The organism is Arthrobacter sp. MMS18-M83 (assembly GCF_026683955.1).
In the GTDB taxonomy this organism is placed as follows: Bacteria; Actinomycetota; Actinomycetes; order Actinomycetales; family Micrococcaceae; genus Arthrobacter.
Genome location: NZ_CP113343.1, coordinates 4,235,516 through 4,249,079, shown reverse-complemented (window position 1 = coordinate 4,249,079; position 13,564 = coordinate 4,235,516). Strand labels below are relative to the sequence as shown.

Annotated in this window: 11 protein-coding genes; 8 read left to right on the top strand and 3 right to left on the bottom strand. The window is 62.9% G+C overall.

From position 1 onward, the window contains the following. Positions 1–105: 105 nt before the first annotated feature. The 5 genes from OW521_RS20050 (at position 106) to OW521_RS20030 (ending at position 8,353) form a co-directional block, all read left to right on the top strand. Positions 106–1,773, top strand: a complete 1,668-nt coding sequence (locus OW521_RS20050; protein ID WP_268021287.1) for an ABC transporter substrate-binding protein — start codon at positions 106–108, stop codon at positions 1,771–1,773. Between the two features lie 79 nt (positions 1,774–1,852). Continuing rightward, the gene (locus tag OW521_RS20045) at positions 1,853–3,358 is read left to right on the top strand and encodes a malate:quinone oxidoreductase (RefSeq protein ID WP_268021286.1); all 1,506 of its coding nucleotides are present in this window, start codon (positions 1,853–1,855) and stop codon (positions 3,356–3,358) included. Between the two features lie 64 nt (positions 3,359–3,422). Next, positions 3,423–6,644 (top strand): efflux RND transporter permease subunit, encoded by a 3,222-nt coding sequence (locus tag OW521_RS20040; protein ID WP_268021285.1) that lies wholly within the window; start codon positions 3,423–3,425, stop codon positions 6,642–6,644. Between the two features lie 126 nt (positions 6,645–6,770). Beyond that, positions 6,771–7,892, top strand: coding sequence for an LLM class flavin-dependent oxidoreductase (locus OW521_RS20035; protein ID WP_268021284.1), 1,122 nt, complete (start codon positions 6,771–6,773; stop codon positions 7,890–7,892). Then, entirely contained in the window at positions 7,889–8,353 is a 465-nt protein-coding gene (locus OW521_RS20030) for a MarR family winged helix-turn-helix transcriptional regulator (RefSeq protein ID WP_268021283.1), read from the top strand. The genes OW521_RS20035 and OW521_RS20030 overlap by 4 nt, the downstream gene beginning before the upstream one ends. A gap of 15 nt (positions 8,354–8,368) precedes the next feature. On the opposite strand, the gene OW521_RS20025 is transcribed toward OW521_RS20030, so the two are convergent. Beyond that, entirely contained in the window at positions 8,369–9,175 is an 807-nt protein-coding gene (locus tag OW521_RS20025) for a transglutaminase-like domain-containing protein (protein WP_268021282.1), read from the bottom strand. 67 nt (positions 9,176–9,242) lie between these two features. Next, positions 9,243–10,037, bottom strand: a complete 795-nt coding sequence (locus tag OW521_RS20020) for a hypothetical protein (RefSeq protein ID WP_268021281.1) — start codon at positions 10,035–10,037, stop codon at positions 9,243–9,245. A 142-nt stretch (positions 10,038–10,179) separates the two neighbouring features. On the opposite strand from OW521_RS20020, the gene OW521_RS20015 reads away from it, so the two are divergent. From OW521_RS20015 to OW521_RS20005, 3 genes are all read left to right on the top strand, one after another. Next, complete coding sequence (locus OW521_RS20015; protein WP_268021280.1) at positions 10,180–10,851, top strand: DUF1684 domain-containing protein; 672 nt, start codon at positions 10,180–10,182, stop codon at positions 10,849–10,851. 87 nt (positions 10,852–10,938) lie between these two features. Beyond that, on the top strand, positions 10,939–11,787 hold the full coding sequence (locus OW521_RS20010) for a fumarylacetoacetate hydrolase family protein (RefSeq protein WP_268021279.1): 849 nt from the start codon (positions 10,939–10,941) through the stop codon (positions 11,785–11,787). Between the two features lie 17 nt (positions 11,788–11,804). After that, the gene (locus OW521_RS20005) at positions 11,805–12,296 is read left to right on the top strand and encodes a GtrA family protein (RefSeq protein ID WP_268021278.1); all 492 of its coding nucleotides are present in this window, start codon (positions 11,805–11,807) and stop codon (positions 12,294–12,296) included. Positions 12,297–12,386: 90 nt separating this feature from the next. On the opposite strand, the gene OW521_RS20000 is transcribed toward OW521_RS20005, so the two are convergent. Continuing rightward, positions 12,387–13,562 (bottom strand): cysteine desulfurase family protein, encoded by a 1,176-nt coding sequence (locus OW521_RS20000; protein WP_268021277.1) that lies wholly within the window; start codon positions 13,560–13,562, stop codon positions 12,387–12,389. Positions 13,563–13,564: the final 2 nt, after the last annotated feature.

Below are 13,564 nucleotides of genomic sequence, written 5' to 3'. Positions count from 1 at the left end.
GGGCACTTCCGCGTTTTCAGCCAGGACTCAGGCCCCTGAACTAGACTGGACTGCGGTCCGGCTGCCACGGGCCTTCGCCCGTCCAACTGCCTTGAGGGGACAAGAGTGGTAAGCAGCAAGCTTCGCCGTGTCACGCTACAAATCGGCGCAGGCCTTCTGGCCGTGGCCTTGACCTCGTGCACGGTATCCCCTGGTCCTGCAACGTCAACATCGGCCGCGGGCGATGTACCGCCGGAGCCGAGCAAGACGTTCAACTTCGGCACCCCGTCGATGCCGCTTGGACTCGATCCCGCCCTGACGAACGACTCGGAGTCCTATCGCGTCACTCGGCAAGTAATGGAAGGCCTTGTGGGCGTGGATGCTTCCACCGGGCAACCGACGCCTCTTCTGGCCACGGCGTGGTCCCAAGGAAATGACGGACTGAGCTACGACTTCACGCTGCGCACAAAAGTCTTTTTCCACGACGGAACAGCCTTTGATGCCGCGGCAGTGTGCAGCAACTTCAACCGTTGGTTCAACCTTCCGGCAACCGTGCGCCAACAAGTGCCAGGTATCCCTTTCAAGAGCGTCTTCAAGTCCTTCTCGGACGACGCCACTCTCTCCTTATTCAAGAGCTGCAAGGCGATCTCTGCCGACCACGTCCAGATCAACTTGGCGAAGCCCTTCACCGGATTTCTCCAAGCCTTGACACTGCCTGCTTTCGCAATGTCATCCCCCAAAGCGATGACCGAAGGCACCGCGAACGTGCTGGACAAGAAACTGGCAGGGCAACCGGCGTCGTCGTACGCCTCCCATCCCGTCGGCACCGGCCCGTACGTCTTCTCCTCGTGGAGCCCGGATCGCATCACCCTCACGAGTTACAAGGGTTACTGGGGCGACCGCGGACAGATAGCCACAGTCAACTTCATTCCGTTCGACCATCCGCAAGCTCGCCTTCAGGCCCTGCTGGCAGGCACAATCGACGGCTACGACCTCGTCACCGCCGGAACCTTCGACCAACTGGTCAAGAAGGGCATGCAGATCGTCCAACGGGATCCGTTCTCAGTGATGTACCTGGGAATGAACGAGTCCGTGGGTCCTCTTCAGAATCTTGGAGTCCGCCAGGCAATCGAAATGGCCATCGACAAAGAGACCCTCATTCATAAGTTCTTTATCGACAACACGTCACCGGCATCCCAGTTCGTTCCGCCCAAGCTGAGCGGATTCAACAACAATGCTCCGGCGCTCGGGTACGACCCGGACAAAGCCAAGCAGTTGCTCGCTAAATCCGGCTACAAGGGCGAAGAACTCAAGTTCTACTACCCGCTCAACGTCACCCGCGCCTACATGCCCACCCCGGAAAAGATCTACGCGGAGATCAGCGCCGAACTGACCGCCGTCGGGCTCAACATCAAACCGATGCCTGTGAGCTGGGACGACGGCTACCTCCAGAAGGTCCAATCGCCGGGCGATCATGCGCTCCACCTGCTTGGCTGGAATGGCGCCTATTCAGATCCGGACAACTTCGTGGGCACTCTTTTTGGTGAGAACAACGGCGAGTTCGGCTACAGCGATCCGCAGGTGTTCTCGAAAATCGACCGCGCCCGTGGGCTCCCTGACGGTTCCGACCGCAACTCCCAGTACCAGACCATCAATGCCCAAATTGCCGCAACCGTCCCGGCGGTCCCCATCGCGTTCCCCATCTCGGCCCTGGCTCTCTCCGACCGCGTCGAGAAGTACCCTGCATCGCCCGTCTTAAACGAAGTTTTTACAAACGTTCGCCTGAAGTCTTGACGGGCCGCCGCAATTTCAGTTATGCGCCCACGCGGGGATATTCTGTGACAGCCAGTGCCGCCGCTATCGGAGATTGATCGTGACCTTCATTTCCAAGACACACCACGCTGACGTCGTCCTTATTGGGGGCGGAATCATGAGCGCAACCCTTGGTGCGTTCATCAAGCAACTCGAACCCAGCTGGACCATCTCCCTCTTTGAGCGACTCGACGAAGCCGGCCTGGAAAGCTCCGGACCGTGGAACAACGCGGGAACCGGACACGCAGCGCTCTGTGAGCTTAATTACTCCCCCGCAGCGAAGGACGGCTCTGTTGACCCGTCCAAGGCCCTGCACATCAACGAGCAATTCCAGCTTTCCCGGCAGTTTTGGTCCCACTTGGTGGACAACAAGTTGATCGGTTCCCCCAAGGGCTTCATCAATACCGTTCCGCATATGAGCTTTGTCATCGGCGACAAGCACGCAGACTTCCTCAAGACCCGTTACGAAGCTCTCAAGCCCAACACGCTCTTCCGCAGCATGGAATACACGGAAGACCAGGCACAGATCGCCAAGTGGGCTCCCCTGATCGTCAAGGGCCGCGACGCCAAGCAGCGCGTGGCCGCCACCCGCGCAGCGGAAGGCACCGACGTCGACTTCGGGGCCTTGACCCGCGAGCTGACCGGCTACCTCGCCAACAACGGCGTTGAAGTCAATTACGGCCACGACGTCACCAATGTCCGCAAAGCCTCCGACGGCGGCTGGGACCTTTCGCTCAAGCACCCCGCTTCCGGCGAACACGGCCAGATCCACGCCAAGTTCGTCTTTGTCGGCGCCGGCGGTGGGGCACTCCACCTGCTGCAGGCATCCGGCATCCCGGAGAGCAAGGGCTACGGCGGTTTCCCGGTCTCGGGCCAGTTCTTCCGCTGCACCGACGAGGCCATCGCCAGCCAGCACAGCGCCAAAGTGTACGGCCAGGCCTCTGTAGGCGCCCCGCCAATGTCCGTGCCGCACCTCGACACCCGCTACGTCAACGGCAAGCGCTCCCTGCTCTTCGGCCCGTACGCCGGTTTCTCCACGAATTTCCTTAAGACCAGCAGCTACCTTGACTTGCCGCTGTCGATCCGTCCGAGCAACATCATCCCGATGCTCGCCGTGGCCAAGGACAACATGGACTTGACCGCTTACCTGATCAAGGAAGTGGCCAAGCGCCACGATGCAAAGGTGGAGTCCCTCCGCGAGTACTACCCCCAGGCCGACGGCGGCAACTGGGAGCTGATCACAGCGGGCCAGCGCGTGCAGATCATCAAGAAGGACTCCCGAAAGGGCGGCGTGCTGCAGTTCGGCACCGAGGTCATCACGGCTCGCGACGGCTCCATCGGCGCACTGCTCGGCGCATCGCCTGGTGCATCCACTGCAGTCCCGATCATGATCGAGATGCTGCAGCGATCCTTCCCGAAGAACTTCAAGGGCTGGCAATCGAAGCTCAAGGAAATGATGCCGGGCTACGGCGTCAAGCTGAACGACAGCCCTGAACTTGCTGCGGAACTTGAAGCGAGCACTGCCCGTTCGCTCCAACTCGAGGCCGCCAACGCCGTCCAGCACTAGTAACAGTCCGGGCTGCGGCCAGTTCGAGACACGAGACAGACCGTAGATCCCAGGAGACAGTGCAATGTTCCGTCTGGCAAGGCTTTCACTGGCGAACAGGGCATTGATCGCGCTGATCACCGTTTTCGCTGCGGTGTTCGGCGTGATCACCATGTCCTCACTCAAGCAGGAACTCATTCCCTCGATCGAGTTTCCGCAGATTTCGGTGATCACGGCCATGCCGGGTGCGTCTCCGGAAGTCGTCGACAAGCAACTCAGCCGGCCCCTCGAAACAGCCTTGAACAGCGTCGAGGGCTTGCAATCGACCACGTCGACATCGCGGAACGGCGTTTCGCAGATCACCATGGTGTTCACCTACGGTTCGAACCTGGACCGTGCGCGCAACCAGATTGATCGCGCCATCTCCAACGCGAAACGGGTGCTGCCGGCCAATGTAGAGCCCAGGTCCTTTGCCGGCAGCATCAGCGACTTCCCTATCGTGTTTTTGGCCGTGTCTTCGGACAAGCCGCTGAGTGAGCTCAACACGGACCTTCAGCGGCTCAGCGTTCCCCGGTTGCAGAAGCTGGACGGCGTCCGCAGCGCCGACGTGACCGGGGGTGCAACCCAGCACATCCTGATCCAGCCCAAGGCCCAGGCCATGGCGGCAACCGGCGCCACGGTCCAGTCGCTCACAAACGCCCTCAAGAACAACGGCACGCTGGTTCCCGCCGGGACCATCGAGGACCAAGGCAAGACCTTGTCCCTCCAGATCGGCAGCCCGGTGGACTCCCTCGATGTCATCAAGGGCTTGCCGCTGGCCGGGGCCAAGGGCGGTACCACCATCGGCACCGTCGCGGATGTGAGCATCAAGGACGACGCCGCGACCTCCATTACGCGCACCAACGGGAAGCCGACACTGGCGCTGTCCGTGACGAAGAAGCCCGACGGCGATACGGTTGCCATTTCGCACGCCGTCAAGGATTCGCTCTCCCGGATGGAGGCTGAACTCGGCTCCAATGCGCACTTCACCCCCGTGTTCGACCAAGCCCCGTACATCGAAAAATCGATCAAGGACCTCACCACGGAGGGGCTACTTGGACTGGGCTTCGCCGTAGCCGTCATCCTTGTGTTCCTGATGTCCGTTCGTTCCACCTTGGTGACGGCGGTGTCCATTCCCCTGTCCCTCCTGATCACGTTCATCGGAATATCGGCAACCCACTACTCGCTGAACATCCTTACCCTGGGCGCGTTGACGATTGCCATCGGCCGCGTGGTGGACGACTCGATCGTGGTGATCGAGAACATCAAACGGCACCTCAGCTATGGAGAACACAAGCTCGCGGCAATCCTCAATTCCATCCGGGAAGTTGCGGGGGCCATCACGGCGTCCACCCTTACGACGGTAGCCGTTTTCCTGCCGATCGCGTTCGTGGGCAATCTGGCGGGCGAGCTGTTCCGCCCCTTCGCCCTGACGGTGACCATCGCCCTGCTGTCCTCTTTGCTTGTGTCGCTCACCATCGTTCCGGTGCTGGCCTATTGGTTCCTCAAGTCGCCATCTCTGGCCGCCGCCAATGACGCCCGTGCCGCCGAGCGCGCAGTTGCCGCTGCGCACGAGGCAGAGCAGCGCAGCCTGCTGCAGCGCGGATACTTGCCCATCCTGGCCAAGACCCAGAAGCACCCGGTCGTGACGATCGTCGCCGCGGTCCTGGTGTTGGGTGGAACAGCAGCCATGTCCCCGCTGCTGGCCACAGACCTACTGGGCAGCTCCGGCCAGAACAGCATGACCGTGCGCCAGGTTCTTCCCGCCGGTACCAGCCTGGAGCAGACTGGCGCCGCCGCTGCCCAGGTGGAATCGGTCCTGCGCGGGATCGACGGCATCAAGGACGTACAGGTAACGTCAGGCAACGCCCAGACAGGTTTCGCGGCCCTCACGTCAAGTGGTGCGTCGAACTCGACATTCACGGTGGTGACGGACGAAAAAGCCGACCAGCAGAAACTGCAGGACACGGTCCGGTCCCGGCTCGCAAGCGCCACGGCCGCAGGAAAGGTCACTGTTGGCGCCCAACAGGGCGGCCTGGGCACGTCTTCCACCGTGGACATCACCATCAACGCCGCCAACGCCGCTGATATGAAAACTGCGAGCGACGCTGTGGCGAAGGCCATGGACGGGGTACCCGGGAGCTCCGAGGTAGCCACCAACCTGGATGCCAGCCAGTCCGTAGTGCAAGTTAGGGTCGATCGAGCCAAAGCCGTCGCCGCCGGGCTGAACGAGGAACAAGTGGCGGGAGTCTTGGCGTCCACCGTCAGTCCCGTACCTGCAGGCACGGTCCGTATCGACACCACGGATTTTCCAGTCCAAATCGGCGAAGGCACACATTTCAGCAGTATCGCCGATGTCAGGGCCATCAACCTCCCGACAGCGTCAGGACCGGTTCCGCTGTCCAGCATCGCTTCCGTGGACCAAGTGGACACGCCTGTGTCCATCACCAGCAGCAACGGCCAGCGGAGCGCGAAGGTGACCGTGACGCCGTCGGGCTCCAATCTTGGTGCCGTCAGCACGGCCGTCCGTGATCGGCTCGACTCCGTGCAGCTGCCTGCTGGCGTCACTGCCGCGATCGGCGGCGCAACAACGCAGCAGGCGGACTCGTTCCGGCAACTCGGCCTCGCTCTCCTGGCCGCCGTCGCCATTGTGTATGTCATCATGGTTGCCGCCTTCAAGTCCCTCATCCAGCCCCTTATCCTGCTGGTCTCCGTGCCTTTCGCGGCGACAGGTGCCATCGCGTTGCTCCTGGTCACGGGCGTCCCGCTCGGGCTGCCGTCCCTCATCGGCATGCTGATGTTGGTGGGAATCGTGGTGACCAATGCGATTGTGCTGATCGACCTCATCAACCAGTACCGCAAGCCACACGGCGGCGGCGCCGGAATGAGTGTGGCAGAAGCCATCACCCACGGCGCCCGTCAGCGGCTGCGTCCCATCCTGATGACCGCCCTCGCCACCGTTTTCGCCCTCACCCCCATGGCCCTGGGCATCACGGGTGGCGGCGGCTTCATTTCCCGGCCACTGGCCATTGTGGTCATCGGAGGCCTCGTCTCGTCCACGGCACTGACCCTCGTCCTGGTGCCGGTGCTCTACAAATTGGTCGAAGGCCGGCGCGAGAAGAAGGCGCTGCTCAAGGCACTCACGCAGCGTCCCGACGTCCCGAAGGATGGCACGGCCGGCCATGGCCAGGCAGACCACCTGGACTGGACCACCGGGATGGCCCCCAGGGTAACCGGCCGCCGATCGGCTTCCGGCCCCGCCGAGTAAGGCAACACGCAGGGAACAAAATCTTGCCTTGCCTTGTTACAACCAGCGATACATGCAAATGCATCTATCTTGAGGTAGACTGTTGGCAGAGCCCGGACACCAACCGGACAGGCAGAAAGGCACATCATGGAGATCGGCGTATTCAGCGTCAGCGACATCACCACTGACCCCACCACTGGCCATACCCCCACGGAGAACGAGCGCATCAAGGCCGCCGTGGCCATTGCCAAAAAGGTCGAAGAGATCGGGATGGATGTCTATGCGATCGGCGAGCACCACAACCGCCCCTTCTTCTCCTCCTCCCCCACCACCACCTTGGCCTACATTGCGGCGCAGACGGAACGCATCACGCTGTCCACCTCCACCACGCTGATCACCACGAACGATCCCGTGAAGATCGCCGAAGACTTCGCCATGCTCCAGCACCTGGCGGACGGCCGCGTGGACCTCATCATGGGCCGAGGCAACACGGCTCCGGTTTACCCCTGGTTCGGCAAGAACATCCAGGACGGAATCGAACTCGCCGTGGAGAACTACTCCCTGCTGCGCCGCCTCTGGGATGAGGACACCGTCAACTGGAGTGGCAAATACCGCACCCCGCTGCAGAACTTCACGTCCACACCCCGCCCGCTCGACGGCGTCGCGCCCTTCGTCTGGCACGGCTCCATCCGCAGTCCCCAGATCGCGGAACTTGCCGCGTACTATGGCGACGGCTTCTTCGCCAACAACATTTTCTGGCCCAAGGAGCACTACCAGCAGCTGATCGGCCTGTACCGCGAACGCTACGAGCACTACGGCCATGGCAAGGCAGACCAGGCCATCGTGGGTCTCGGTGGGCAGTTCTTCATGCGCAAGAACTCCCAGGATGCGGTGAAGGAATTCCGCCCCTACTTCGATAATGCTCCGGTCTATGGCCACGGGCCTTCCTTGGAAGACTTCACCTCCCAGACACCCCTGACTGTGGGCAGCCCGCAGGAAGTCATCGAGAAGACGCTGACTTTCCGCGAGTACTTCGGCGATTACCAGCGGCAGCTGTTCCTGGTGGACCACGCCGGATTGCCGCTCAAGACCGTGCTGGAGCAGCTGGATCTCTTCGGCGAAGAAGTCCTTCCGGTCCTGCGCAAGGAGTTCGCGGACCGCAAGCCCGCCCACGTGCCTGACGCACCTACCCACGCGTCGCGCGTTGCCGCTTCCTTGGCCGCTTCCTCCAGCGATGATGTGACCGATCCCGCCGGGAGGTCGGCGTGAGCACCAAGGCGCCCACCTCGTCGGCCGTGCGCCTCGCCGCAGAAACCTGGGAGTCCTTGTTCCGCTCCCAGGTTGCGGTGATGCGCCGGCTCCAAGCCGGACAGGCGTTCAAGAAACTCCCCATCAAGGAGTACGACGTCCTGTTCACGCTCTCCCGCTGCCCCACGGGCAAACTGCGGTTGAACGAGATCAACGATCATGTCCTGCTCAGCCAATCGAGCCTGAGCCGCTTGGTTGACAGGTTGGAGAAGCGCGGACTCGTCGAACGCAGCATCGCCCCCGACGACGGCCGTGGGATCCTTCTTGGGCTTACTGAAGCAGGTCAGGAACTGCAGAAAGAGATCGGCCGTGAGCACATCCGAGACATCGCCGAGCTTGTGGCTCCGGCCCTGACGGCCGAGGAACAGCGTGAGCTTCTCCGGTTGACCGAAAAACTGCAAGCGTTCGTGGCACACAAGTAGGCGGCCGTACGGCTTCTAGCGTAGAACGACGAGCTTTGCCGGATCCTCATCCGGCAGTTCGTCGGCCACTACCGCTGTGACCTTCAAGCTCTTCAAGGACAAGCTTCCGCCCACCGTGGACAGGAACGCAGTGTCCGAGGAATCGCGGCCGGCCGTGATGCGGAGCATGGACTCCCGAGGAGCCAGCCCGGTGGGGTCGATCACGTACCAGGTTCCGTCGATGTGAGCCTCGGCCACGGCATGGAAGTCCATCGGGCTCAACCCGGGGGCATATACGGCGGCGAGCCGGGCGGGGACGTCCTTGGAGCGGAGGAGGGCAATGGCAAGGTGGGCGAAGTCCCGGCAAACACCTTTGCGGTGCAGGAGCGTTTCCACCGCGCCATCTGTCCCCCGGGAGGATCCACTGATATAACGCAGTTCGTCGTGGACCCAGTTCCGGATGGCTTGCAACAGTTCCCCGCCGTGCAGCCCCCCGAACTCGGCGTACGACGTCGGAAGCAGCCGATCGGACTCGGCATAACGGCTGGGCCGCACATAACGGATGAGTTCCATCCGCGAGGACTCATCGGGGAGGCCAACGCCCTTCACCGAGGCCCGGTAATCCACCGTGACTTCGCTGGGTTCGGCGAACTCCATGTAGTGGAAACGTCCACCATGATGGTCCGTCAGCTCAGTGAGCGGAACAGCGTCGCCTTCCACGGTGACGGACAACTCTTCGGTCAACGATTCGTAGCCTGGATTGGTGGCGACGGCGATTGCCATCGCCACCTTCGTGTTGGCGACGGTCTTGAAAACGAGCTGCGCAGCAACGTTGCGTTCCATGGATCTCCGGAGTGTTGCGGCTAGACAACCCCCCGCTGTCGCCGATCTGTGTGTGTCAATCGTGGTTCTACAGATTGATCTTCAGAGACAGTAGCATCCGCTGGACGTTGGCGAATTCCGAACTCTGATCGACGTACTTGGCAGCTTGGTCAAGGGTGTCGAAGGACTTCGCCGGCGCAACGACTTCGTCCGTTGAAAAAGCGTGCACGGCGGCCATGTCGCCAAAGTAGTAGTTGCCTTTTCCTGCGGGCCCCACCACGAGATTCCGGAGTTGGCAGGCCTGGCCATCAGTTCCGGCCACCATGTTGGTGATGCCATACGAACCGAAGAACTTGTAGCCCTGAATGACCCTGAACACCACGTGCGGAGGAATCGTGGAATCGCCATCCGCATGGGGCAGGTCAATCGGGACGCTGCTGACTACCACATAAGGCCGCTTGGCGGCCGGACTACAGTCGGCTGGGCTCGCTTCGGGCAGCCCGGTGTGCAGCGTCGCCATATACCCTCCCTTGGCGTTCTTGACCACGATCTTGAGGGCGCCCGGCAAGGAGCCGGCGTCGGGCGTGACCGATTGCGCGATCCAGTCGCTTGGAAGATCGAAGCTGATCTTCTTGGCCGCATCCGAATACGTCTTCCACGCCGAGGCCGTAGCGCCCGCCGTCGCCGTACTTCCCGCGGAGGGGGTCCCCGAAGCAGCGGAAGTGCCCGACGGCGGGGCCGTACCCGCGTCCGACGGCGCCGTGGTGCCCGGCGCGGCACTGGTGGACCCGGCCGTCCAGACGGCTCCGCCTTTGCCCTCGGAACTGCAGCCAGCCGCGGACACCACAACGAGCGCTCCCACGACGGCGACTGAAAACTTCAACGGGGTCCGCTTCGCTCTCATGCGCACCAGCCTAGTGGCGCCCCGTCGCTCCCCGCCTGTCCCGGTCGGCGTTTCGCGAGTCCAAACCCGCAGAGCGTTCGGCGAGCGCCTGAGCCCCGCGCCGTAGGACTAGGCTGGACGCATGGCTCCAGATCAGTTTGACGAGGACGAAAACAGTGCGGCGGGAATCTCCGCCGTGGACATCGCAGATTGGCGCTTGCGTACGTTTGCCTTGTACGACGACGTCCGGAAGATTGCGGTGAGCGATCCCTTCCAGGCCCATGTCTATTGGCGCCAGGAACGGGACCGTATGTTCGGAACCCACCCGGCGTCGGCCTTGACGCCCGCTAGCAAGCAAGCTTTCGCCGGCCTGCGCACCGCGGACTACAACCCCCGGTTCCGCCGCTATGCTGCTTTGTCTCCTGAAGGCGCGGGGCAGGAGATGAACGTCCAGACCGGAACGGACGGCGTAGTGCCATTCGTCCGCCTTGGCACCTTCGATCTCGACGAGCTTGGTTCGCTGGCCGTGTGGCGCCTCCGCAGCTATGGCGGCGGCATCTTCGTCCCCTTCCGCGACGCCACGGCCGGTAAGCCGGGAGGAAGCTACGGTGCCGGCCGATACCTGTTGGACACCATCAAGGGCGCTTTCCACGGCCTTCGAGGATCCGGGCAAACGCAGGAGTTTGTCCTCGACTTCAACTTCGCCTACAACCCGTCCTGCGCGTACAACGAGGCCTGGGCCTGCCCCCTGGCCGGACCGGCGAATCGCCTGGCCGCGGACATCCCGGTCGGAGAGCTCTACCTGCCCCTCTAGCTGCAAGAACGGCACCTCCTGCGGAGCCAGCCGCACGCCGTCGCGTACCAAACCCGTAATCGTCCGACGAGGACGTAGGATGTCTTCATGACTTCCCCACGTGCACGCCGGATCGCCCGCGTCCGCCCCCTCTCCCCCGCCACTCCGGACGAACAATTCTTCGTGGCGAACAACGCCGTCGATTTCGCTTCGGCGGCAGGCCGCACCTGGACCGTGGTGGAGAGCCCGTTCGCGGATTCGCCGGCAAACGGCAGCAGCGGGGAGCGACCTGGGTGGCACAGGGGCGCGGAGGTCCTGGAGGACACGTTCACGTTCCTGGCCCCGTCTGTTCCCGCCAACGTCCTCGGCATGGCACACAACACTGGCCAGCCGGGCCGGGACCTGCCCGCGCAAGCGTTCCACAAGGCCGCCACAAGTGTCATCGGACCGGGCGAGGCCATCGAGCTCGCCTCTGCGGTCGGCTACGTGGACCCGGAAGCGGAACTGACGGTCGTCGTCGGGCGCAAAGTCCGCGGACTGACACCTGAGAATGCCCGCGACGCTATCCTCGGTTTCACGATTGGAAATGACGTCTCTGCACGGGACCTGCAGAAAACGGACGAACTGTGGATCAGGGCCAAAAGCCAGGACACCTTTACTCCGGCAGGACCCTGGGTCGTCACGGACCTCGACGACCGTGATCTTTCGATCGGCATCGTGCACAACGGCAAGGAATTACGGACGGCCAGCTCCGCTGACCTCGGCTGGAAGGTGGACGAAATCCTTGTCTACCTCAGCTCCTTCATGACTTTGCACCCCGGCGATCTGGTGCTCACCGGCTTCCCGGCTGAGTGCGCCCGGATCGCGCCGGGAGACGTTGTGACCTGCCGCGTTGAGGGCATCGGAGAGCTGACCAACCCTGTCAAAGCTGCATCCTGGGAGAAATCCCCGGCGTGATATGACAGGCTTGAGCCATGGACTCTTCTGCTGCGCCCACCACTGAGCTGCGGCAGACGTCCCTTTCGAGAACGCTCACTAGCAAGCGTCGCAAAGGTATCCTGCGCTATCCGGTGGTCCGGCAGCTGATCCGTTTCACCGGCGTCGGAATCATCTGCACGGCGACGTCGCTGGCCCTGTACGCACTGTTCCGGCCGTGGATGGGACCCCAGCTGGCCAACGCCGCAGCGCTGATCATCACGTCGCTCATGAATACAGCACTGAACCGGCGGCTGACCTTCAAAATTACCGGCAACCGGAAGAGGACCCGGGACCATCTGAACGGGCTGATCGTGATCGCGGTGGCCCTGGTCATCACGGGAGGGAGCCTGGGTGTGCTGCATGCGTTCCGGCCCGATGCCACGCTGACCGAGGACCTCTGGACCACCACGCTGTCCGGATTCTTCGCCACGGCCGTGCGCTTCTCCATGCTGCGGCACTGGATTTTCCGTCGGGCGCGGCACGTCTGACCAGCCGTCGAATCCCCAACTGACTCGCACTTGTTGTCGCTTAGAGCCCGCAAAACGACAGTTGCTGCCAGTCAGTTGGGCAGGGGACAGTCAGCGGCGACCGAGTCCCTGCACGCTCCCGACGGCGGCAGCCACGGCTTGCGCGGCCTCCTCCAGTTCCGCTGAGGTCACCGTGGAGTTGAAGCTGAAGCGGACAGCGGTCTGGGCAACCTCGGGCTCAATGCCCAACGCCAGCAGGACTGGAGACGGCGCATCCGATCCCGCGGCGCATGCCGATCCGCTCGAACAGACCACGCCAAGCCGCTCAAGTTCCAGCAGGACGGATTCTCCGCTGGTGCCGGGGAAACAGAAGGACGCGATGGATGGCAGCCGCCGCGAGGGGTGGCCCGTGAGAACAGCTCCGGGCACTGTTTCAAGGACCGTCCCAATGAAGGCATCCCGCAGCTCAGAGACCCGGCCGGCGACTCCCGACTGTTCAGCCAATCCGGATTGTTCAGCGTCGGCAAGGGTCAATGCCGTGGCCAGCGCAACGGCACCTGCCACGTTTTCGGTTCCAGAGCGTCGCCCCCGCTCCTGGCCACCTCCGTGGACTACCGGCTCGATCCTGAGCCTTCCCTTGGCATAAAGAACGCCGCTGCCCTTGGGCGCGCCGAGTTTGTGGCCGGAAATACTCAGTGCGTCGACGCCCAGTTCCTTGACGGCGATGGGCAGCCAGCCGGCGGCCTGGACAGCGTCCGTATGGAACGGCACGCCATGTTCGGCGGCCACCTCCGCGAGCTGCCGCACGTGCTGCACCGTCCCGATCTCGTTGTTGGCATACATGATGCTGACGAGGGCAGTTTCCGGACGGAGGGTTGACCGGAGCGCCTCAGGGGTCACGACTCCGTACCTGTCCACGGGGACCAGGTCCACGTCGAATCCATGGACGCGTTGCAGGTAGTGTGCGGATTCCTCGACGGCGGGGTGTTCGATAGCGCTGATGACAACGCGATTCAGGGCCGGATCCGCCGACCGCCTTGCGAGGGCGATTCCCTTCACGGCCAAATTGTCTGCTTCCGTGCCGCCGGAGGTGAAGGTGATCTCGCCCGGCCGGCAGCCCAGGATCTCCGCAACTGCCGCACGCGCGCCGGACAACGCGTTCGCAGCTGCCTCGCCGAGGCTGTGATGGCTTGAAGGATTGCCGAACTCGCCCGTCAAGTAGGGCCACATCGCTTCGAGGACTTCCCTGCGGACGGGAGTGGTGGCCGCAGCGTCGAGGAAAATCATGG